Annotated in this window: 19 protein-coding genes and 1 pseudogene; 9 read left to right on the top strand and 11 right to left on the bottom strand. The window is 44.9% G+C overall.

Features of this window, described 5'->3' with window-relative positions:
* Nucleotides 1-211: 211 nt before the first annotated feature.
* The 4 genes from K4039_RS12420 to K4039_RS12435 all read right to left on the bottom strand — a co-directional run bounded on the left by K4039_RS12420 (nt 212) and on the right by K4039_RS12435 (nt 6,784).
* Complete coding sequence (locus K4039_RS12420; protein WP_265235498.1) at nt 212-427, bottom strand: hypothetical protein; 216 nt, start codon at nt 425-427, stop codon at nt 212-214.
* A gap of 58 nt (nt 428-485) precedes the next feature.
* On the bottom strand, nt 486-5,906 hold the full coding sequence (locus tag K4039_RS12425; RefSeq protein WP_265235499.1) for an ATP-binding sensor histidine kinase: 5,421 nt from the start codon (nt 5,904-5,906) through the stop codon (nt 486-488).
* Nucleotides 5,907-5,978: 72 nt separating this feature from the next.
* Nucleotides 5,979-6,101 carry a hypothetical protein gene (locus K4039_RS12430; RefSeq protein ID WP_265235500.1) on the bottom strand — a complete coding sequence of 41 codons (123 nt, stop codon included), beginning with the start codon at nt 6,099-6,101 and terminating at the stop codon, nt 5,979-5,981.
* A 557-nt stretch (nt 6,102-6,658) separates the two neighbouring features.
* Nucleotides 6,659-6,784, bottom strand: coding sequence for a hypothetical protein (locus K4039_RS12435; protein WP_265235501.1), 126 nt, complete (start codon nt 6,782-6,784; stop codon nt 6,659-6,661).
* A 219-nt stretch (nt 6,785-7,003) separates the two neighbouring features.
* Here K4039_RS12435 and topA point away from each other — a divergent pair, with 219 nt between their 5' ends.
* The 3 genes from topA to K4039_RS12450 all read left to right on the top strand — a co-directional run bounded on the left by topA (nt 7,004) and on the right by K4039_RS12450 (nt 11,071).
* Nucleotides 7,004-9,721 (top strand): type I DNA topoisomerase, encoded by a 2,718-nt coding sequence (gene topA / locus K4039_RS12440; RefSeq protein ID WP_265235502.1) that lies wholly within the window; start codon nt 7,004-7,006, stop codon nt 9,719-9,721.
* A 173-nt stretch (nt 9,722-9,894) separates the two neighbouring features.
* Nucleotides 9,895-10,017, top strand: a complete 123-nt coding sequence (locus K4039_RS12445; RefSeq protein ID WP_265235503.1) for a hypothetical protein — start codon at nt 9,895-9,897, stop codon at nt 10,015-10,017.
* A 394-nt stretch (nt 10,018-10,411) separates the two neighbouring features.
* Nucleotides 10,412-11,071 carry an alpha-ketoglutarate-dependent dioxygenase AlkB gene (locus K4039_RS12450; RefSeq protein ID WP_265235504.1) on the top strand — a complete coding sequence of 220 codons (660 nt, stop codon included), beginning with the start codon at nt 10,412-10,414 and terminating at the stop codon, nt 11,069-11,071.
* A gap of 173 nt (nt 11,072-11,244) precedes the next feature.
* Here the strand turns inward: K4039_RS12450 and K4039_RS12455 are convergent, their stop codons facing one another.
* The 5 genes and pseudogenes from K4039_RS12455 to K4039_RS12475 form a co-directional block, all read right to left on the bottom strand.
* The gene (locus K4039_RS12455; RefSeq protein WP_265235505.1) at nt 11,245-11,673 is read right to left on the bottom strand and encodes an HNH endonuclease; all 429 of its coding nucleotides are present in this window, start codon (nt 11,671-11,673) and stop codon (nt 11,245-11,247) included.
* Nucleotides 11,674-11,678: 5 nt separating this feature from the next.
* A complete protein-coding gene (locus K4039_RS12460; protein ID WP_265235506.1) occupies nt 11,679-12,050 on the bottom strand; it encodes a hypothetical protein in 372 nt (123 codons plus the stop codon).
* Nucleotides 12,051-12,095: 45 nt separating this feature from the next.
* Nucleotides 12,096-12,455: pseudogene (locus K4039_RS12465) on the bottom strand (DUF433 domain-containing protein).
* Between the two features lie 58 nt (nt 12,456-12,513).
* Nucleotides 12,514-12,744, bottom strand: a complete 231-nt coding sequence (locus tag K4039_RS12470) for a DUF433 domain-containing protein (RefSeq protein ID WP_321161602.1) — start codon at nt 12,742-12,744, stop codon at nt 12,514-12,516.
* A gap of 51 nt (nt 12,745-12,795) precedes the next feature.
* Nucleotides 12,796-13,032, bottom strand: a complete 237-nt coding sequence (locus tag K4039_RS12475; protein WP_265235507.1) for a hypothetical protein — start codon at nt 13,030-13,032, stop codon at nt 12,796-12,798.
* Between the two features lie 504 nt (nt 13,033-13,536).
* On the opposite strand from K4039_RS12475, the gene K4039_RS12480 reads away from it, so the two are divergent.
* On the top strand, nt 13,537-13,779 hold the full coding sequence (locus K4039_RS12480; RefSeq protein WP_265235508.1) for a hypothetical protein: 243 nt from the start codon (nt 13,537-13,539) through the stop codon (nt 13,777-13,779).
* 617 nt (nt 13,780-14,396) lie between these two features.
* On the opposite strand, the gene K4039_RS12485 is transcribed toward K4039_RS12480, so the two are convergent.
* Nucleotides 14,397-14,558 carry a hypothetical protein gene (locus K4039_RS12485; protein ID WP_265235509.1) on the bottom strand — a complete coding sequence of 54 codons (162 nt, stop codon included), beginning with the start codon at nt 14,556-14,558 and terminating at the stop codon, nt 14,397-14,399.
* A 562-nt stretch (nt 14,559-15,120) separates the two neighbouring features.
* Here K4039_RS12485 and K4039_RS12490 point away from each other — a divergent pair.
* The 4 genes from K4039_RS12490 (at nt 15,121) to K4039_RS12505 (ending at nt 20,174) form a co-directional block, all read left to right on the top strand.
* Nucleotides 15,121-17,598 (top strand): phosphoketolase, encoded by a 2,478-nt coding sequence (locus K4039_RS12490; RefSeq protein ID WP_265235510.1) that lies wholly within the window; start codon nt 15,121-15,123, stop codon nt 17,596-17,598.
* 144 nt (nt 17,599-17,742) lie between these two features.
* Nucleotides 17,743-18,828: an ATP/GTP-binding protein gene (locus tag K4039_RS12495; protein ID WP_265235511.1), complete on the top strand. Its 1,086-nt coding sequence runs from the start codon at nt 17,743-17,745 to the stop codon at nt 18,826-18,828.
* Nucleotides 18,821-19,507, top strand: a complete 687-nt coding sequence (locus tag K4039_RS12500) for a DUF3226 domain-containing protein (protein WP_265235512.1) — start codon at nt 18,821-18,823, stop codon at nt 19,505-19,507. The genes K4039_RS12495 and K4039_RS12500 overlap by 8 nt, the downstream gene beginning before the upstream one ends.
* A gap of 28 nt (nt 19,508-19,535) precedes the next feature.
* The gene (locus tag K4039_RS12505) at nt 19,536-20,174 is read left to right on the top strand and encodes a histidine phosphatase family protein (RefSeq protein ID WP_265235513.1); all 639 of its coding nucleotides are present in this window, start codon (nt 19,536-19,538) and stop codon (nt 20,172-20,174) included.
* 42 nt (nt 20,175-20,216) lie between these two features.
* Here K4039_RS12505 and psaK read toward each other — a convergent pair whose 3' ends face one another.
* Nucleotides 20,217-20,537: a photosystem I reaction center subunit PsaK gene (gene psaK / locus K4039_RS12510; RefSeq protein WP_265235514.1), complete on the bottom strand. Its 321-nt coding sequence runs from the start codon at nt 20,535-20,537 to the stop codon at nt 20,217-20,219.
* A 210-nt stretch (nt 20,538-20,747) separates the two neighbouring features.
* On the opposite strand from psaK, the gene K4039_RS12515 reads away from it, so the two are divergent.
* Nucleotides 20,748-21,962, top strand: coding sequence for an acetate kinase (locus tag K4039_RS12515; RefSeq protein ID WP_265235515.1), 1,215 nt, complete (start codon nt 20,748-20,750; stop codon nt 21,960-21,962).
* Nucleotides 21,963-21,996 lie beyond the last annotated feature (34 nt).

The following is a 21,996-nucleotide window of genomic DNA, read 5'->3' on the forward strand; positions in this document are numbered from 1 at the left end:
GCAATTTTACTAGCTTTTTCATTTTAACCCTTTTTTGGCATACTCGCCAAAGTGAGATGCACCCCAATGTCTGCCTCCGCAGTGTAAAGAATTTAGAGGTAGGACTTACGCACGGGTGGCCAGAAACTGGGTTTTTCGCGTAAATCTTTGGTTGGAACCACGAGATTAAATAAAAAACCCGGTTTCTTTTGTATAGCAACCGCCAAAGCGGTTAAGCTATACCAGGTATCGGCAGATTTTTGCAGATCGTATACTGATTGCGAAACTGCACCAACTCGTGGAAGGTTGGGTATTGGTTGTTCAAGTTCTTGATAATAACGGGTCGATCGCTGGTGCGGCAAGTTGCACGATAGACTCCGGTGCGAGTGCCTTCGTATAGGGTTTCAACGAGGTGGTAGCCGGAAAGTTGCAGGGGTTGTACAAGCATAATTTTGGGGTTGGCGAATCAGGTTTGAATGGCGTAACGAATGACAAAGGTGACGAACTTATATTAGTTTGCATTCGATCGGCAGAATGATTGCAAATTCCGTTCCTTCTCCGGGATGCGATCGCACCGTGAGCCTACCGCCGTGCTTTTCGATAATCGAATAGCTCACAAATAACCCCAATCCCGTACCGCTACCGACGGGTTTTGTCGTAAAAAATGGGTCGAAAATTCGGGCTTGAATACTCTCAGGAATCGTACTATCAGTATTGGAAACCACAATCCGAATTTGCTGAGAGTCGATCGCTGCTGTGCGAATCCGAATTTCGGGGCTATCTCCCCTTTGAGGATTATCTCGAATGGCATCGATCGCATTATTAATCAGATTGAGAAAGACTTGATTAAGTAGACTCGGATAGCAAGTAATCTGCGGCAGGCGATCGTACTCCTCGACTACTCGAATGGCGGGTTGGTTTTCAGTAGCTTGCAAGCGGTTTTGTAAAAGCAACAGGGTACTTTCCAGCCCCATCTTTAAGTCTACCTTTTTGAATGTGGATTCATCCAAACGAGCAAAGTTTCGCAAACTTAAAACAATTTGTCGGATGCGATTGCTACCCACTTCCATCGATTCTAGAATTTTTGTGACATCCTCAATCACGAAATCGATCTCTATTTCTTCATTTTTGGCTTTAATGATTGAACTCGCTTTAGGATATTCAGACTGATAAAGTTTGAGTAAATCAATTAGGTTGTTGACATAGTTTTTAGTATGACTAATGTTACCATGAATAAAGTTAATAGGATTATTGATTTCGTGAGAAACACCTGCCACTAATTGACCCAGAGATAACATTTTTTCGCTTTGAATCAGGTGCGCTTGAGTTTGTTGCAACTGTTCTAGGGTTTCCTCTAATGCTTGAGCTTTTTGGTTGAGGGCTTCTGTTTGGCGCTTAACTTCGGCTTCTAGTCTGTGGGAATAGTTTTCGGTTTGTTGGTACAGACGAGCATTTTCCAAAGAGATCGCCGCTTGACTGGTGAGGAGTTTGAGTATCTCAATGCGATCGCGGGTAAAGGCACCGACAGTTATACTATTTTCCAGGTACAAAATCCCGATGAGTTTGCCTTGGCGACTCATCGGCATACATAAAACAGATTTGGGTGTGTGGGTGAGGAGATAGCGATCGCCCGCAAATTGGGTTTCTTTACTTAAGTTTTCAAACACGGCGGTTTCCTGAGTTCGCGCAACGGCATAAATCAAACTTTGGGGAAGATTTGAGTATCGATCGAGGGGAATTTCTAGAAGTTGGGAACTCTCTCCATCGGCTTGATAGATTGTCACCCATTGATTATCTTGGTGCAAAACTAAATGACCACTTTGTGCGCCGGCATTGGCGATCGCAATTCGCATTAAAGTCGCTAACAGTTTCTCTAATTCAATTTCTTCGGAGATCGCTTGAGCCGCTGCAATCGCTGCGGGAAAATCCAACCAGATATTTGGGTTGTGGCTGCTGCTTGTGCTTCTTATCTCGGTTGGGAGGATAGTTAATTCTGATGGGATTCTAGGATGAGTGGGTTGAAGAATCGCCCCGAGGAGTTGCCCGTAGCGTTGTTCTAGGTCATTGGTTTTAGCTTTTGCTCCCCATTGGGCGTAGCCGTAGTAAGCTTCTTGCATATACGCTGCGGCAACTTTCTCTTTGCCCCAGTCTAGGTAGAATTTGGCCGCGAGCTCGTTCGCAAGGGCTTCTTCTTGGATGTAGCCATTGGTTTTGGCTCCGGCGATCGCCAGATCGTACAGTTCGATCGCATCCCTCTGGCACCCCTGCACTCGATTAAGTTCGGCCTTAAGGAGAGTATATTTGTGTTGATAATTCATCGGGGCAAAGTTCGCCCAATTTTTTAATTTCTTTAGGGTACGATCAACCTGCGCTAAATCATCTCGATCAAGTTCAGAATGATTTTCTTGATTGCGGACGAGCAAAGAGAGAGAATGATAAAATAGGGTCGTAGGAACGAAATAAGTTCCAAACACTCCTGCCGTATAACGACAGGCTAGCTCGCCAAAATTAACAGCCTTTTCATAGCGACCAAAAAGATAAGCCAAAAACATTTTTACAAAAAAGATAGAAAAACCTAAAGTGAGTTTATTCTCTTTAACGATTTCTTCTAAAAACATTGTTTCATCATAACTGTCTCCAATCAATTGTTCGATATTTTCTAATTTGTATGACTGTAAATTTAAAATTCCCTGATGCCAAGGAGCGAGATATTGAATATGAAAATCTTGTTTGAGAACTTTAATAATTTGTAGTTTTTGTCGGCATTCCGGCTCTACTTCTGTAAGAGGTTTACCTGTTAAGAAAAGATACTGAGCATACTCGGCAGCAGCGTAACACGCATATTCAAGATTGCCAGTTTCTAGACCGCTCTCCAAACCTTGGATGTGTACGGGCAAGCATTGATGGACGCTTTCTTTCCAATGACAAACGTGAGTGGCAAAAAGAACACAGACGCTTGAACGTAAGGAACGAGATGCGAAACGATCAACTAATTTCATGGCCAATTTGCCAAACTGATAGCCGGAGTCGATATCTCCTTCCGATTCGCACAGCCATGTCGCATACCAAGCAAAACCAAAAGCTGAATTCGGACACATTCCAAATTCAAGAGATAGGCTTACCATCGTTAAAATGGTTTCCTTAAAGTATTGAGGATTGAGAGTCCAGGCTGGTGTAATAATATTGGTGAGAATCCTTAGCGCTGCAATAATTTTAGGGTCTTGTAGAACGGGGGACTCAATTAAAGATTCAATATTTTCTGTATGCTGAGGCCGCTCTTGAATCAACTCGATTTGAAGCAGTTTTAAAACCTCTAATCCTAAATTTAGAGCAAGTTGTTGCTGATTTTGAGAGATATAAGCCTGGATTTGAATCTCATAAATAGAGATTCGATCTAATAAAGAAACAGCATGAGTGAGGACTATTCCAGCAATCGTATTCATCAGCCCATATTCACCGGATATATAGTGGGCTTGAGCAGTTAACTTATGAAATTTTAAGGTCATTGTATGTTGAGATTCCCAACAGTTATCCTTAAGAAGATCGATTCCTTGTTGAAAATATATTACTGCTGCTTTATAAGCAGTCGCAGTCATCGCTTTTTCAAGAGCTCGCAAATTCAAATGAGCTAATTCTTCGCGTTCGGAGTCAATTTCTATAAAGTCAACACCAAGATTCAAATGATTGACGATTTCAAATAAAACGTCTTCTAAATTATCGGCATAACGAGCTTGTAATCTTTTGCCAATTTTAAAATGTATGTGCTTTTGCTGATTTTGGGGAATGAGAGAGTAAGCAGCTTGTTGAACGCGATCGTGCAAAAATCGATAGTTTGGATTGGCATCACTCTGAGTATCTGTGCGATCGGCATCCTGAAAGAACTTGTAAACCTGACTTGTCGGTAAAATCAGCCCTTCTTGCAACGCTTTCCACAATGCGGTTGCAGTATCAGTGGGCGATTTTTCAGAAACGATCGCCAAAGTATTCAAATCAAACTGATTGCCCACACAAGCCGCCAGTTTCAACATTTGTTGTGTTTCGTCGGACAATTTCTGCAACTGCACCGCCATAAACTCCACAACATCATCCGTGATTGCCAGAGCATTAATTTGAGTGATGTCACATTCCCACCCCCCTGTAGCTCCTCCTTGGTAAGGGGGGGTAAACTGAATAAATCCGTCTTCATGCAAGGCTTTGAGAAACTGCGTGGTGAAAAACGGATTGCCTTGAGTTTTGCGATTAATTAATTCTGTCAAAGGTTGCGCGAGTTCCGCCGCGCAATTTAGCGTATCGGCAATCAGATGATTCGTATCCTCAAATGCCAGCGGTGCGAGAGTGATAGTATGGGCGATCGCCCCAGCTTTCTTCATTTCTTCCACCGTCAACACAAACGGATGAACCGGCGACACTTCATTATCCCGATAAGCCCCCAACATCAGCAGATAGCCGCTATTATTCTGACTGCCATTCATCAGCAGTTTAACCAACTGAAGCGATGCCAAATCCGCCCACTGTAAATCATCCAGAAACAGCACCAACGGATGCTCTGCCGTCGTAATAATTTCAATAAATCTTTGAAATAGTAAGTTAAATCGATTTTGGGTGGCGCTACCCGACAGTTCCGGTGCAATTGGTTGTTGACCAATAATCTGTTCTAATTCGGGAATCACCTCAATCAGAACTTGTCCATTTTCGCCCACGGCTTCTAGAATCTGATCTTTCCATTTTTTAAGTTGATTGTCTGATTCACAGAGTAATTGCGCCATCAAATCTCGCAAGGCTTGCACAAATGCCGAGAGTGGGATGTTGCGATTAAATTGGTCAAATTTGCCTTTAACAAAGTAGCCATTTTGACTGGTAATCGGCTTATGAACTTCATTCACCACCACCGTTTTACCAATCCCAGAAAATCCAGCCACTAACATTAGTTCGGATGCACCATTCGCAACTCGATTGAAAGCTGCAAGCAACAACTGTACTTCTGTTTCGCGCCCGTAGAGTTTTTCGGGAATAGTGAAGCGATCGCACAAATCCCGCATTCCCAGTTCAAATGCTTTAATCTCCCCGGTTGCTTTCCACTGCGTCAAACACTGTTCCAGATCGTGCTGCAATCCCTTGGCACTTTGATAGCGATCTTCGGCATTCTTTGCCATCAGTTTGGTGACAATCGCCCCCACGATTGCAGGAATTTCAGGATTCATCTGATTCACAGGGATAGGAATTTTGGCAATGTGGCAATGCACCAGTTCCAATGGCTCGTGTGATGTAAAGGGCAAATTCCCGCTTAACAGTTGATACAGCGTCACCCCCAACGCATAGAAATCAGCCCGATAATCAATGCCGCGATTCATCCGCCCGGTTTGTTCGGGCGCGATGTAGGCTAACGTGCCTTCCAAGACATTCGGACTTTGGATTTCTTGGGTTTCCTTCGGTAATAAAGATGCAATGCTGAAGTCGATAAGTTTGATTTGTTTGGTTGCGGGATGAATGAGAATATTGGCGGGTTTGATGTCTTTGTGGATGACTCGATTTTGGGCAAGATCGTGGAGGATATCGGCGAGTTGTTGGGCTATAGCCAATACCTCCGTCAGATTCAATCCCTGCTGCTGGATATAATTGCCCAAAGAAACTCCACCCCAATCTTCCATCACCAAGGCATAGGTATTACCCAATGGTTCCAGGCTCAAGGGTGTTACAATTCCAGGAATGTTGAGGTTTTTGGCGATCGTATATTGATTGCGAAACGACAAGAGTTCGCCAAAACTGGGATACTCGCGCCGCAATACCTTAATCACCACCGGACGCTGCTGAGTGGTTTTTACAGCCCGATACACCGCCGTGCGAGACCCCAGATATAGCTGCTCAACGATGGTGTAGCCAAGGATTTCAGGCAATGATTGAGGGGATGTGTTTTCTAGAGTGTTCATAGGGTTGGGTGGAGTGATGGAGATGATTCGATCGATTTTCTGTGTCTAAGATTCCCGATTATTTGGGATATTTCACCATAAACTCTTACCGCCAGCGATCGTCTCAGCATTCGATCGTGTTTCATCTTCTAATTCACCGACGTAATCTCGAATATGTTCTACTTTGACGATCGTGATGATAGCGACAGAAAACATAAATTTTTCAATAATAATGATGATGAATAATGACTTTTTCCTATAGCTTAACATCCAGCATAGATCAGATCAATTTCATAAATACTTGCTAATGCAGATCTGCCCCCGCCCTTATTACCCACATTCCGCACCCTCAACTTTCACGATCGGTTTTTACTTACTTTTATCGAGGAATTCAGCTATAAATTATAATTTCATACCGTATATTAACGGATAAAAAGATTTTTGAAGTGCATAATTTATTACTTAAAATCCAATACGGTTTACTTAAGAGGGCGGGTTTTGCCTTGATACAGTCGATTATTTCATAAATTATGAGCTAAACCCGCCCCTACCGCCTTATGGTTGACTTAAGAAATTCGTCAAAAAGCGTTAAGTAAACCGTATTGACTTAAAATCTACTTTCCGCAGGTCTTAACATAAATCTGGATTTTTTTACTGAGAAATGGCTGTCTTCCCTTTATATTCACGTCTCAAAAAGGTGAGAAGTTGAGATTTTAGATTTTAAATTGAGGGATTGAGAGATCGATACCTCATTTTTGTGATAACTGCTAACTCTATGCTATGCCAATATTACGACTAGCAATACGTTTGGCGATCGCTACGCCACCTTCAGGAACTATCCGCCCGCATCCAGCAGTCTCAACATCCAGGTTCCCGTCAATTCTGCTACAGTCAGTCATGACATCCCCGTGCATCTTCCAGAGACAAGGGTTCCCAGCCTCTGCGCCGAAATCAGTAAAATCGCATCAGCTTGTCACCTGCAACCCGATCGGCAATAACTTAAAAATTAAGGTAGTTTGAAAATAATCCCCTAAAGTACCCATAAGCCTTGACATCCGACCTACACTCTGTAAATTAGACACTCTAACTGCGCCGCCATCCATATATAAAAAGATGCCATGTCAACTTTAGTCATCGTCGAATCTCCCACCAAAGCCCGTACCATTCGTAACTTCCTGCCCTCCAACTACCGAGTAGAGGCATCTATGGGCCACGTCCGCGACCTCCCATCCTCCGCCGAAGAAATACCAGAAGCCGTTAAAGGAGAAAAATGGGCGCAACTCGGCGTCAACGTGGAAGCAGACTTTGAACCGCTTTACGTCATCCCCAAAGATAAAAAGAAAATTGTTAAAGAACTCAAAGACGCGCTAAAAGACGCTACAGAACTGATTCTAGCCACAGACGAAGACCGAGAAGGCGAAAGCATTTCCTGGCATTTGCTGCAAATCCTCAAACCCAAAGTTCCCATCAAGCGGATGGTATTTCACGAAATCACCCGCGAAGCCATCCGCGACGCCTTAACCCACTGCCGCGATATCGACAATCGGGTTGTACAGGCCCAGGAAACGCGCCGAATTCTCGATCGACTCGTCGGCTACACCCTATCTCCGCTACTGTGGAAGAAAATCGCCTGGGGTTTGTCAGCAGGGCGAGTCCAGTCAGTCGCAGTCAGGCTGTTAGTACGCCGGGAACGGGAACGCCGCGCCTTCCGCCAAGGTAGCTACTGGGATTTGAAAGCCGTTTTGGAAAAGGGCAAAATTTCCTTCGACGCCAAACTCGTCACAGTCGGGAACGTGAAAGTTGCCAACGGTAGCGATTTCGATGAAAATACCGGACAAATTATCGCAGGCCGCCGCGTACTTTTGCTCAACGAAGACCAAGCCAGGGCTTTACTCTCGCGCATTCAAAACAAACCCTGGACTGTTAGCAATCTCGAAGAACGGCCAGTCACCCGCAAACCCTCGCCGCCGTTTACGACCTCGACCTTACAGCAGGAGGCTAACCGCAAGCTAAGACTGGGTGCGCGGGAAACCATGCGAATTGCCCAAAGTCTGTACGAACGCGGTTTTATCACCTATATGCGGACGGATTCGGTGCATTTATCCGAACAGGCGATTACCGCCGCCCGCAGTTGTGTGCAAGAACTGTACGGTAGCGAATATCTCAGCCCCCAACCGCGCAAATACACGACGAAAAGCAAAGGAGCCCAGGAAGCCCACGAAGCTATCCGCCCGGCCGGCAGCAGTTTTCGGACTCCGCAGCAAACGGGATTGAGTGGCGTTGACTTCCGCCTCTACGATTTAATTTGGAAGCGGACAGTGGCTTCGCAAATGGCCGATTCCCGCCAAACTCACGTCACGCTACAAACTCAGGTAGAAGATGCCGGTTTCCGTTCCAGCGGGAAACGCATCGATTTTCCAGGCTTTTTGCGCGCCTACGTGGAAGGTTCCGACGACCCAGATGCGGCCTTGGAAGACCAAGAGGTGATTTTGCCGGCGCTGAAGGTGGGGGATAAACCTAATTGCAAGGATTTGCAGGCTGTGGGGCACGAAACTCAACCTCCCGCCCGCTATACCGAGGCTTCGCTGGTGAAGATGCTCGAAAGCGAGGGGGTTGGCCGTCCGAGTACCTATGCGAGTATTATCGGTACTATTGTCGATCGGGGATACGCGAAATTAATAGCTAATGCCCTGATTCCGACCTTTACCGCTTTCGCCGTGACTACTTTATTAGAAACACATTTCCCCGATTTAGTAGACACTGGTTTTACTTCCCGCATGGAACAAACCCTCGATGAAATTGCCACCGGCGAGGCGAAATGGCTGCCGTATTTGCAAAAGTTTTATACAGGGGAAATGGGACTCGCTACGCAAGTTAAGGAACAGGAAAGTCAGATTGACGCGAAAGTTGCTCGAACTGTGGTATTGGAGAATATTGCTGCTAAAGTTTGCATCGGCAAATACGGCGCTTACCTGGAAGCTGAAAGCGAAGAAGGCCAGGTGAAAGCATCGATTCCGCAAGATTTGACTCCGGCTGATTTAGACCCGGAAAAAGTGGAGTTTCTGTTAAAGCAAAAGACGGAAGGCCCGGAAAAATTGGGTCTTCACCCGGAAACTGGGGAACCGATTTATGTGTTGGTTGGCAATTACGGCCCCTATGTTCAGTTGGGGGATGTTTCGGAAACGAATAAGAAACCGAAGCGGTCTTCTTTACCGAAGGGGACGGATAAGGATAGTGTGACGGTGGATATGGCGGTGAGTTTGTTGACTTTACCTCGCCTGTTGGGGACTCACCCGGAGACGGGGGCGAAGGTGCAGGCTAATTTGGGGATGTACGGGCCTTATGTTGTGCACGACCAGGGTAAGGTTGGTAAGGATTATCGATCGATCAAGCCGCCGGATGATGTTTTGACTATCGAGATCGATCGGGCTTTAGAGTTATTATCGCAGCCAAAAGCCGTGCGTGGCAGCAAATCAGCCACACCTTTGAAGGAGTTGGGGGCGCATCCAGAGTCGGGAGAAATGCTCAATGTTTACGATGGCCGCTACGGCCCCTACGTGAAACACGGCGATATCAATGCTTCTTTGGCTAAGGATGAGTCTGTGGAGAATTTCACCTTACAAAAAGCACTGGATTTGTTAGCAGCGAAGGAAGCGGCGGGCGGCGGAAAATCTAGCAGTAAGTCGAAGAAGTCTACTAAGACTGCGGCCAAGTCTGAGACTGCAACTGAGAAGACTGCGGCGAAGAAAACTACTGCTAAGAAGACGACGACTGCTAAGAAAACGACTACTAAGAAGGCGGCGGCTGCGACTGCGAGTAAGAAGAAGACAACTTGATTTTAGTGTAGTTTTTACTCATCGAGAAACCCGGACGGTGTAGCCCGCCCGGTTTTTTTGTTGTTAAAATATGTGACGAACTTGCAGAAATAGATTTGTACTGTTAGTATGGAGTGTTAGGTTAGGGTAATAATCTCAATACTTGTTTTCTAAACAATTAGAAAGTGGTAAAAATGAGCGAGAATGATGATTCTAAACAATTTTTTCCCGATGATGAGATCGATCGCGATCGCATCATTATTGAAGTTCCTATAAATCCCAAATCTCCTTATGAGGAGAGAGTGCCATCTGGATAACGATCCAATGGGCGATATCTACCTTCGCGGGACAGCTTTTAGAGGCTTAGCAGGAGGAAGAATTCCTTGGTGGGTAATGATTACGAGCTGGATTCTGTTTGGAGTTTTACCTCTGTTGATGGTGATTATAAAAATCTACTCAGTAGGGTGGGGAGCGTGGCCATTTTTGTTTTTTCTTGCCATTCCTATTATAATTCTGTTGAGAGCTACAATTGCTAAACTATCGATTGAGAAACTTAAAAATAAGCGAAGATAGTTTTTTGTTGGGTAAGGTGACTGTTGGTTGCAGGAGAAGTTTTCTATGCTGCGACTGGAAGGTACGAAGAGCGTGGAATAAGTAGATGTGAGAGGCAATTCACTGTAAACCTGACTCAACGCTGACGAAACAATTCTTATGAAAACCAAATCTACCGTAAATTATGTTCAGGGAGACTTATTCTCTGGATTTGGTTCTTTCACTAATGATGGGCTAGGCGAAGTCTTGTCCATGCCAAACGCAGAGGTTACTTTCTATCGAATTTTTTTTGACTCGCAGGAAAGTGATAGAATATTTAAAATTTTGCGCGATGAGATTAACTGGCGGCAGGACAAGATGAATATGTATGGCAAAGAGATAAATTTGCCGCGAAAAACTGCTTGGTACGGCGACATGGACAAATCATACACATTCTCAGGTATCCATCTTAATCCTGAACCTTGGACACCAACGTTACTAGAAGTGAAAGAGCGAATAGAAGATGTTGCAGGAGTCGAGTTTAACAGCGTTTTGCTGAATCTCTACCGTCACGGAAATGATGGAATCTCTTGGCACACCGATGAGGAACCAGAATTAGGCGAGAACCCTGTAATTGGTTCTGTCAGTTTTGGGGGAACAAGAAGGTTTATGTTTCGGCACAGGCAAGATAAAGATATAAAGGCGGAAGTTGAGTTGACAGATGGCAGTTTTCTGCTCATGGCTGGCGAAACTCAGCATTTCTGGCAACACCAAATTCCAAAAACATCGAGGCACGTAGAACCAAGAATAAATCTAACTTTCCGGGTAATTCTTGACTGATGCTTTGTGTAAGTGTTCAAAGAATTGGGGTGTTTAATGTTGTCGGCGGCGGCTCTTTTCGATCGCGATTATGCCGATCGCACAAACCCCCAATCAATAACCTCGCGTATAAAATCTCCTGGGCCAGCAGAAAGGCCATACGGGCGATCGGCCATTTGTGATTCTCAAACCTTTTAAGGAGAAATGTCTGTTGGAAGATGCCATCCAGCACTAACCCACTGACGCCTGACAGTAACAGCAATATTATTGTTTAGTTGTAGTGCTATAACTGTGGCACGACCGCAATCTGTAAGTCCAATAATTTCTGTAGCATCTTCACTCCAAGCAAAATATTGTGACCATTGTTGAGTACGCGGATTAAATAACTTAACGTGCTTTTGCGTGACCGGATCTAATGCGTCAGTTTGGGTTCCTTTGTAATTATTGCACAAACTACAAGCCAGCCAGAGATTTTCTTCCTCGTCAGTACCGCCAATCGCTTTAGGAATAATATGGTCAATTTCCAATATTCCCAGGACATACATTTGTAAACTGCGACAATAACCGCATCGGTTTTGAGCTTGTGCGCGAACTCTGGCTCGAACTTGTTCGGAAATTGCCATTTTGATTATCCTTTTAATGGTTCGAGTAAGCCGCGCTGCACAGCTTCATTTAAGGCTTGAGCTTGTCGCAGTAGTCGAGTTTCATAGATGTGGATTAATGCCTGCAATTCATCCTGTTCTACAGAGGCAATTGTACCGGATTGTTGGCGGTCTAGCAATTCACTTAATCGTTGTTCTTGGATTGGTTGCAGCCGGAGTTGAGTCTGAGCGATTACTTCTGCATCAGACAATTCTGATACTGGTTTAGAAGTTGGCAATAAGAAAATTTCCAAAGTTTCTACTAGAATCTCACTGACGCTGCGGTGGCGTTGCTGCGCTAGCAATTCTGCTTGGTGATAGACTTCATCTGGCAAATTCAAGGTGATTTGGGCGGTCATAGGTGGAAGGCTATGAAACGAATATTTATATTATGGCATATTTTACTAATTGATATTTTCAGGTGTATCTAAGATTTCGTCTGCCTCGTCATTCTCGCGGATAGCTATTTCAATTTCATCTGGGAAAGCGGCCGCGTAAGCCCAGGCATTTGCTAAATCAGTAGCAGTTAGTGTGGGATAGTTATCTAAGAGTTGGGATTCGTTCATACCCAAGTGGCGAAAACTCACTAGCACCCAAACGGAAATCCGAGTTTTTATAATACAAGCATCACCGCCGCAGACACCGGGAGTTTAGCTAATTCCTTGCCAGGTGTTAGCTAAATCTTGGGTTAATAATTGGATAATTTGAGCTTTCTCGCTTGGCGTCAAGGCTAGGAGTTGTGCTTCTAATTCTTGGATTTTCATACAACCTGTTTGATTTATGCAATATGTATGTATTTGCTATTGTAGGGCGATCGTAGGTTTACTGGATCTTGTCAGGTGTATCTAAGATTTCGTCTGCCTCGTCTTGCAGTCTAATTGCTTCCTCAATTTCGTCAGGGTAAGCTTCAGTATAAGCCCAAACATTTACTAAATCAGCAGCACTCAGATGGGGATAGCAATCTAGGATAAAAGCATCGGTAGCGCCGTCATTGCGATAGCTAGCGAGCAACCACACGGGAATCCGAGTTTTGTCAATACAAGCATCGCACAAATCGCATCTTCTCTGGAATACTTTACCATTCCACCCGGTTCAAACACATTTTTACCCGATCGCCAACTCAAAAATCTGGCGACTCCGCAAAACAACAGCGGTGACGCAACACACAACCGTAACCGCGAAACCTGAGCCTTCTGTTTTCGCGCCCCAAACGCCCCATAAATAACCTCGCGTTGGCCTAAAATCTCCTGGGCCACCAAAAAGGCGATATGTGCGATCGGCTTTCCTGCCCGTATCACCCCGCCCTCTTGCCGCAGCAGCGGGCCCAAAAACTAGCAGCATCGAAAAAGTCAACTAAGACGGCGGCGAAGAAAAACAACTGCTAAAAAGACGGCGACTAAGAAAAAACCCCAGTGAAATTAGTTTAGTTTTCACTCATCCAGAAACCCGGTTTTTTAAATAAACCGGGTTTCTTTATTTATAAAATACTAGAAAAACTTGCAAAAATAGGTTTGATCGTTCGGACTTCAGTCCTTAAAATTCTCTTCTCTTACGAATGTGTCATAAACGTCTTCGCGGTTCGATCGCCCGCCCCGACTTTTTTTGATAAATATCAACTCAAACTCTTGTCAAGCCTAGCTGTTGGGCTTGCTTGTCGCCAGCCGGCAAAATCAGCCTATTTACTTATTGACAATTGCTCTTCTCTGTTAAATTGTCAGGGATATCACATAAAAGTTAAAAAATGTATCAAAAACAACAGAAAGTACCAAATGTTTTATGTAGGGCTCTATAATTGAGAAACGAAACAAGATAAGAGGCGCGATCGCTATGGATATGAATATGGATATGAATGAAAACTTAGATTGGGAAGAAGCATTTGAGTACCGAGCGGGCTTGACAGTAGAATTGAAGTCCCAGCCTGGAGTTTTGCATAAGATCGCTTACTATGAAGTGATGATGGTACCCCCCATCTGGTTAGAAAATGACCCGCGTCCCCGGTATCCTCACGAACTGCTAGTCGTTTCCCACCAGCCAACTGTGTCCAATATTTGCCGGATTTCAGAGTGTCCTGTTTTAGTCGGGTCTTAGATTTTTTTCAGCGGGAAATATCGGCGATGGCTTCTAGCAAACAATCAAACCGATGCAGTGATTTTCGGATTGAGATTGCTTTGCGGTGTGGCGATCGACTTAATATATAGATGGCGGCGACTGTGCGATCGACTCGAATCAATTTTCCCCTCAGAGTCTCAGCAGTAGAGATCGCATCATCGAAAAATTGGGTAGAAACCCCGTCCTTTTAGGACAGCTTTGTGTTACAATATAATTGGTCAATGACCCACCCGCGACTATGTGAACATAAACCCTAATTAATAAGTTTGCGACAACCGCAACGGGAAAGAAAAATAGGTAGACCGGGAAAAGAGGACAGGGCAATGGGCAGTCCAACCCTAGAATCAAACAACAAAGATTTTTGTTGGTATTCGACACATAAAACCGCAGGGCTTGCGGGGTTAGTCTGTGGAGCGAACATAAGACCAAATCTCTTTGAGAATGGAGGCAGTTGCTAAGAAGCAGAAATTCAAATCGTGAGGTTTGAGAATCCCCGTCCGCGACGGTCGGGGTGGATGTCAAATTAGCAGTTAGTCTACCAATACCGTTATTTCGGGTGCAGCCCACAATACCGCAGCAGGTTCCAGCTTGTCTAGTTAAAATAAATCGCACTGGTTGACAATCAAAACAGCCCGATTTTCAACGATCGCAAATGCGCTAATACATCCTCGATCGAATAGTCTAGCGTTTCCTGCTTGTTGAACAGTCACGACATCGGGTTCAAAAGAACGCAGGTTATGCGCGACTTCTTGGGACAATCTTCGCCTCCCACAGTCTTCTCTATACTTCTTGCAAAAATTACAAATTATCTGAAATTATCTGCGTCTATCTGTGTTGAATCTGCCTTTCATCTGCGGTTCATGTATCGATTCCGTGAAAGATGAATTGAGCGCGTGCGATCGCCCTCGATAACTTTTTACATTTATTGTTTAGATTTATTATCAATAATTCTGACCTCTACCTGAAGCAGAATTTTCATGACTTGCACGACACAGCCGGCGACGCGCAGTATATACCGATCGCCCCGCAACCCGCGCCCTACAAAAACTCTTGCATAATTCGTATTTTCTATTGCAGAATTCCTTGAGCCCTCGCTAGTTGCCGCATTTCTAGCCTCAAAATTGCGCGATGTTTAGTAAAAAATTAAGATTCATTTAAACTTTGATATAGACAAAAACGATATACAATTCAATTGTTTGTGCAAAACAAAGGGAATAAAAATAGCAAATATTACAGATCGCAAAATATTACCTATCGCACTTGCTAAATAACTTTCCAAAAAACTTTACCAAACCACCAAAACTCAGGAGTCAACAGCCGATGACGTTAGGAACCACCGAGATCCCGCAATTAAAGCCGCTTTCCGACTCAGAACTACGCAAAATGAACGCCTACTGGCGGGCCGCCAACTATTTGTCCGTCGGACAAATCTATCTCCTCGACAACCCGCTACTCAAAGAAAAACTCAAACTCGAACACGTCAAACCGAGACTCCTCGGACATTGGGGCACAACTCCAGGCCTCAACTTCATCTACGTTCACCTCAACCGCATCATTAAAGCCCAAGACATCAACGCCATCTACATCGCAGGCCCCGGACACGGCGGGCCCGGCTTGGTGGCCAACACCTATCTCGAAGGCACTTATAGCGAATATTACTCGAACATTTCGGAAGATGAAGAAGGGATGAAACGGCTGTTCAAACAGTTTTCGTTTCCCGGCGGTATCCCCAGCCACGTCGCCCCGGAAACTCCCGGTTCGATTCACGAAGGCGGCGAACTCGGCTACGCCCTCGTCCACGCCTACGGGGCGGCCTTCGACAATCCCGATTTGATTGTGGCGGCTGTTGTCGGCGACGGGGAAGCAGAAACCGGCCCGTTGGCTGCTAGCTGGCATTCTAACAAGTTTCTCAACCCGGTTCGGGACGGGGCCGTGTTGCCGATTTTGCACCTCAACGGCTACAAAATTGCGAATCCTACCGTGTTGGCCCGCATTCCTCGCGAGGAATTGGAAAGTTTGATGGTTGGTTACGGCTACAAGCCTTATTGGGTGGAGGGTTCAGACCCGGAAACGATGCACCGGTTGATGGCTGAAACTCTTGATCGGGCGATCGGCGAAATTAAGGCGATTCAGGAAAAAGCCCGGACTGAAGGTTTTACCGATCGCCCGCAGTGGCCGATGATTGTGATGAAAACTCCCAAAGGCTGGACTGGGCCGAAGGAGGTTGACGGTAAGAAAACTGAGGGCTCTTGGCGATCGCACCAAGTCCCCCTAGCAGAAATGGCTTCTAAGCCCGGACACGTCCAACTCCTCGAAGATTGGATGAAAAGCTACAAGCCCGAAGAACTCTTTGACGACAAGGGTAAACTGATTGCAGAATTGGCGGAACTTGCACCCAAGGGCGATCGACGGATGGGGGCAAATCCTCACGCTAACGGCGGCAAGCTGCTGCGAGACTTGAAAATGCCAAATTTTGCAGACTACGCCGTAGACGTGCAAAAACCTGGCACTACGATGGCAGAAGCAACCCGCGTCTCCGGCCGTTTCCTGCGAGACGTGATGAAACTCAATCACGAAAACGCTAATTTCCGAATTGTCGGGCCAGACGAGACGGCCTCAAATCGTCTCGATCCAGTGTTTGAAGTGACGAGTCGGGAGTGGATGGCCCAAACTTTACCGGAAGATGACCACCTTTTTACCCCCGATGGGCGGGTGATGGAAGTCCTCAGCGAACATCTCTGTCAGGGATGGCTGGAAGGCTATTTGTTAACAGGAAGGCACGGCTTTTTCTCTTGCTACGAGGCGTTTATTCACATCATTGATTCGATGTTCAACCAACACGCTAAGTGGTTGAAAACTACTAGCGAGATTCCTTGGCGCAGACCGATCGCATCTCTCAACTATTTACTAACATCTCACGTTTGGCGGCAAGATCACAACGGTTTTTCTCACCAAGATCCGGGTTTTATCGACCACGTAATTAACAAGAAAGCGGAAGTTGTGCGGATTTATTTACCGCCCGATGCGAACACTTTGCTATCTGTTACCGATCACTGTCTCCGCAGCCGCAACTACGTGAATGTGATTATTGCAGGGAAGCAGCCGGCTTTGCAGTATTTGGATATGGATGCTGCGATCAAACACTGTACGACTGGCCTCGGTATTTGGGAGTGGGCTAGCAACGATCGAGGTGGGGAACCGGATGTGGTGATGGCTTGCGCGGGTGATGTTCCGACGCTGGAAACTTTGGCGGCTGTTGATATTCTGCGCCGAGATTATCCTGATTTAAAAGTGCGGGTGGTAAATGTGGTGGATTTGATGACGCTGCAACCTACTAGCGAACATCCCCACGGTTTGTCCGATCGCGATTTTGATGCTTTGTTCACGAAGGATAAGCCTGTGATTTTTGCTTTTCACGGCTATCCTTGGCTGATTCACCGATTGACTTACCGCCGGACTAATCACCCGAACATTCACGTTCGCGGTTACAAGGAAGAGGGGACGACTACTACGCCGTTTGATATGGTGGTGATCAATGACCTTGATCGCTTCCATTTAGTTGGTGATGTACTCGATCGGGTTCCGAAACTGAGCTCTGTTGCAGCTTACGGTAAACAAGCTATGCGGGACAAGCTGATCGATCACAAGCATTACATTAGGAAACACGGCGATGATATGCCGGAAATCCGCGATTGGAAGTGGCCTCACGGTGGCGCGGTTTCGTCGGATGCGCCGAAGGAAACTAAAGGTTCGGAGGTAACGGGAGATCAAGGTGTGCGATCGGGTGCACCGGGCTAGTTTTGATCGCTTCTCGACCTCTGCGTGAATCTGCGTTAATCCATTGTCATCTGCGGTTAACAAATTCTCTATTTTTAACCGCAGATACGGGCAGATAAACACAGATTAACGCAGATATTTTATATCTATTCAAAAGGATCGGTAATGCTGAAAGAAATAGAAATCCAAAATTTTAGGTGCTTTGAGCAAATCAAAATTTCTGGGTTTGAAAGAGTCAATTTAATCGGCGGTAAAAACAATGCAGGCAAGACAGCCTTGCTAGAAGCATTACTGCTCAATGACGCTCCACAAGCTAAGAGCTTGCTAATGCTGAAAGCGTTAAGAAGGGAGCCGTCAAAAGTTATGGAAGCTATGCCTAATAGGGCTTGGGACAACTTATTTTATGTACTTGACAAAGAGAGAGCTATAGTAATAAATGGAAAATATGAGAGTAACAAAACCCATCAGATAGAAGTATCAATAGATAAGTCTAGTAATTTAAAAGAGATTTTCGCAGATAAAGACGCAGAGGAGATTATAGATTTTTTATCTAGTAACAATTCAGGTTTATCTGTACTAACTATTAACTTAACTAGAGACGGTGGAGAATCTATTAAATCCTCTGTAATCGCTACCTCTAAGGGTATAGTAAATTCGGGCATTCCTAATGCTGACGGCTCATCGCCCATCATTCCATCGTCCATGAGGATTTCCGGAAAAAATCTTACAGAAGCATACGATAGAGCGCGTTTGGATTTGGATAAAAAAGATACCGAAGTTCTAAAAGCTTTCCAAATTATTGATCCGGCGATCGAATCAGTAGAAAGTTTTTCAATTGGTGAACCAACGCTTTACTTGAGAAGAAAGGGTGAAAGCCGTTTGCCTCTTTCATTATTTGGGGATGCAATTAACCGAATTGCAGACATTATCCTGAAACTGGTAAATAGCGAACATAAAATCCTGCTAATCGATGAGATAGAAAATGGCATACATTATACAAATCATAGAGATTTCTGGAGATTGTTATTTCGGTTAGCGGTTGAACTCGATACCCAGATTTTTGCTACAACTCACAGCCTAGAAATGCTCGAAGCATTTGCTGATGTTGGTTTAGAACCCAATCAGGAATGCAGTAGCGCATATTTTGAACTAGCAATAAAACTCAAAACAAATCAAATAATCGGAAGTCGGCTCGATTTGGAAACTTTGAATTACGCACTAGAGCGTCAAGAAGGAGTGAGAGGTGAGTAATATTGTCATAGTAGAAAGTAAAAATGATAGAATTTTCATGCAGGCAATGGTTGAGAAACTAAACTGCGATATCCAGGTAGCATCACCTATTTATATAGATGATTATAAAAGTTTGGAAGGCTTGAGTGAAACAGAGTTAATCAAAGCTTTAAAAAATTCAATAAGAAAGATTGACCAAAAAGATATCGAAAAGATTGGAATTATTATTGATATTGATAACGATTCAGAGCCAGAGCGGCTGGAATTTGTAGATAGATGTATAAAACAGGTGTTTGAAGCTGAAAGCTTGTCAAGCACTAAACAATTTATCGATATTTGTACAGATTATGGAACAAACGCAAAATTAGCTTGTTACTTTACAAATGTGGGAGGTCAAGGGGAACTGGAAACGCTTTTAAAGGAAATAAAGGCTATACAATCGCCTTATGCTGATTGTTTGGATAGGTGGAAAACCTGCATAGAAAGTCAGGGAAAGGAAATTAATCAGAAACATTTTGATAAATTCTGGGTTAGTATCTATCTCAGGTATGATACTTGCTCAAATCAGGAACAGAAACAAGCGGGAAAAAAATGCAGTATGTCAGGGTTTGATTATGTTATGGAACAAAAAAAAGATATTTGGGATTGGGATAATCCTGCTCTTGATGATTTGAAGGAGTTTTTTAAACTCTTTTGCTAACATAGTAAAATTCACACAAAATTAACTCATGAGCTTAAAAATCTACTTTGTACGACACGGTGAAACGACTTACAGCAAGACTGGCGGCTACTGCGGCGACCTCGACGCAGAATTAACACCGGAAGGTTCTATGATGGCCGAACAATTTGCTGCAACTTATGCAAAATTGCCTTGGAATGCTGTTTATGTCAGCCCCATGAAACGCACAATCGCTACGGCTAAACCTTTGTGCGATGCTGTGGGAATTGAAATGCAACTGCGCGATGGATTGAAGGAAATTAAGTACGGCAAGTGGGAAGGCGAAACGGTTGAATTTGTTCGCGAAAAATATGCTGAAGATTACATTAATTGGTTGACAGAACCGGCTTGGAATCCACCGACTGAGGGGGAAACTTCTGTGCAAATTGCTAGCCGATCGTCCTTAGTGATTGCAGAAATTCAGGAAAAGTACAAGACTGGTAATGTTTTGGTGGTTTCCCACAAGGCGACTATTCGGATTATTCTGTGCAGTTTGTTGGGGATAGATTTGGGAAGTTATCGCCTTCGCATTGCGGCATTAGCAGCTTCTGTGAGTGTTGTCAAGTTTGATGTGCGCGGGCCAATGCTGGAGGTTTTGGGCGATCGATCTTACATGGATGAAACTCTCCGCAATTTGCCCGGTACTTGATAATTGGCGGTAAGGTGCGGGGGCGCACCCTACAATCTGAAACTAAAGTGCGCCCAAGTAAGACAATCCTAAAATTGTACCTGCTCCCAAAATATGACCGAAGCAGAGACTTCCGACAAGCGCACCCAAGCTCAAACCGCCCACCAGATTCGCTGAGGGCGCGGCTGGCCCTGTGTGAGGATTTTTGATGGTTAAGCTGCCGAAAGCAATGGCTGCAACATTGCAAATAATCATAATTAAACCGATTTCGGGGCTCCACTCTACGGTTCTGGCGCTAACGGTTAGTAAAATTGTTGGCAACATGGCGATCGCATCCTTAATTTTTAGTGCATCAAAATCTGATGATGAAGATATATCAAACAACAGCAACCCGTGGCTACATATTGAATTAATTTTTAATAATTTGACATATTCCTTAACAAAGTTATAATTAGTGAATAGTTAACAATTAATACGGGTAGCCAACAACCGAGTTATTTAGCAAAATACACGGGTTCAAACTAGCACAAAAGCTAAAAATCTGGTTTCTTAGATCGGAGTGCGTAAGCCCTGAATTACCAATTACCAATTACCATGAAAATCCTAGTTTTAAATGCAGGTTCTAGTAGTCACAAAAGCTGCTTGTACGAACTAAATGACCGACTTCCCGATCGCGCGCCGCAACCCCTCTGGGAAGCGCAAATAGACTGGACTCACCGCGAAACTGCCGGGGAGTTGCAAGTCAAAACTGCTGCGGGCAATACGCTTGCGGAAGAATTCGCTTCAAATTCTCGATCCGAGGCGATCGCTCGGACGCTGGAGACTCTGTGGCAGGGAAAAACTCAAGTTATGAATAGTTTAAAGGACATTGATATTGTCGGTCATCGCGTCGTTCACGGCGGGCGAAAATATCAGCAAAGCAAGCTGATTTCGCCGGAAGTAAAAGAGGAAATTTCTCGTTTATCTGAGTTTGCTCCCGTCCACAATCCGGTTAATTTGGAAGGCATCGAAGCAATTGAAAAAATACTGGGAAATGTGCCGCAAGTTGCTGTTTTTGATACAGCTTTTCACGCTCAATTGCCGCCCGCTGCGTTTGTTTATCCTGGCCCCTACGAATGGCTGGAAGAGGGGATTCGCCGCTACGGTTTTCACGGCATTAGCCATCAATATTGCACTCGCAGGGCTGCGGAAATTTTGAACCGCGATTCGGCGGATTTGCGGCTGATTAGCTGTCATTTGGGCAATGGATGCTCTCTGGCGGCGGTTCGCGGTGGTCGGAGTGTTGATACTACGATGGGTTTTACTCCTTTGGATGGTTTGATGATGGGAAGTCGATCGGGCGCGATCGATCCTGGTATCATAATTCATCTGTTAAGGCGATCGCACTTTACCGCTGAGGAACTAGATAATATTCTGAATCGGAATTCTGGTTTAAAAGGAATTTCCGGGGTTTCTAGCGATATGCGGCAAATTTTGGCAGCCATTAAAGATGGCAATTCTCGGGCTCAACTTGCTTTGGATATTTACGTGCACCGTTTGCGGGCTGGTATCGGGGCGATGTTGGCGAGTTTGGGCGGGTTGGATGCTTTGATTTTTACTGCGGGTGTTGGGGAAAATTCTGCTGTTGTGCGGGCTGCCGCCTGCGAAGCTTTTGGATTTATCGGGTTAAAATTGGATGGGGAGAAGAATTTGAATTCGCCGGTTGATGATGATGTGGCGGCGGTTGATTCTGCGGTGCGGGTTTTGGTGGTTCATACTCAGGAAGATTGGGAGATTGCGCGGGAATGTTGGGATATTTTTCGTAGATGATTCGGTTAAGCGATCGCTCTTTTAGGCTACTTGA

The sequence above is a fragment of the Lyngbya sp. CCAP 1446/10 genome, from assembly GCF_026130175.1.
Taxonomy (GTDB): domain Bacteria; phylum Cyanobacteriota; class Cyanobacteriia; order Cyanobacteriales; family Microcoleaceae; genus Microcoleus.

Excerpts from the sequence above, each read along its gene's own strand:
- K4039_RS12505 (WP_265235513.1), top strand. The coding sequence starts at position 19,536 with ATGAGCTTAAAAATCTACTTTGTACGACACGGTGAAACGACTTACAGC.
- K4039_RS12445 (WP_265235503.1), top strand. The coding sequence starts at position 9,895 with ATGAGCGAGAATGATGATTCTAAACAATTTTTTCCCGATGATGAGATC.
- topA (WP_265235502.1), top strand. The coding sequence starts at position 7,004 with ATGTCAACTTTAGTCATCGTCGAATCTCCCACCAAAGCCCGTACCATT.
- K4039_RS12430 (WP_265235500.1), bottom strand. The coding sequence starts at position 6,101 with ATGTTTTCTGTCGCTATCATCACGATCGTCAAAGTAGAACATATTCGA.
- K4039_RS12435 (WP_265235501.1), bottom strand. The coding sequence starts at position 6,784 with ATGACTGACTGTAGCAGAATTGACGGGAACCTGGATGTTGAGACTGCT.
- K4039_RS12455 (WP_265235505.1), bottom strand. The coding sequence starts at position 11,673 with ATGGCAATTTCCGAACAAGTTCGAGCCAGAGTTCGCGCACAAGCTCAA.
- K4039_RS12475 (WP_265235507.1), bottom strand. The coding sequence starts at position 13,032 with ATGCTGCTAGTTTTTGGGCCCGCTGCTGCGGCAAGAGGGCGGGGTGAT.
- K4039_RS12495 (WP_265235511.1), top strand. The coding sequence starts at position 17,743 with ATGCTGAAAGAAATAGAAATCCAAAATTTTAGGTGCTTTGAGCAAATC.
- K4039_RS12425 (WP_265235499.1), bottom strand. The coding sequence starts at position 5,906 with ATGAACACTCTAGAAAACACATCCCCTCAATCATTGCCTGAAATCCTT.
- K4039_RS12480 (WP_265235508.1), top strand. The coding sequence starts at position 13,537 with ATGAATGAAAACTTAGATTGGGAAGAAGCATTTGAGTACCGAGCGGGC.
- K4039_RS12490 (WP_265235510.1), top strand. The coding sequence starts at position 15,121 with ATGACGTTAGGAACCACCGAGATCCCGCAATTAAAGCCGCTTTCCGAC.
- K4039_RS12450 (WP_265235504.1), top strand. The coding sequence starts at position 10,412 with ATGAAAACCAAATCTACCGTAAATTATGTTCAGGGAGACTTATTCTCT.
- K4039_RS12460 (WP_265235506.1), bottom strand. The coding sequence starts at position 12,050 with ATGACCGCCCAAATCACCTTGAATTTGCCAGATGAAGTCTATCACCAA.
- K4039_RS12515 (WP_265235515.1), top strand. The coding sequence starts at position 20,748 with ATGAAAATCCTAGTTTTAAATGCAGGTTCTAGTAGTCACAAAAGCTGC.
- K4039_RS12420 (WP_265235498.1), bottom strand. The coding sequence starts at position 427 with ATGCTTGTACAACCCCTGCAACTTTCCGGCTACCACCTCGTTGAAACC.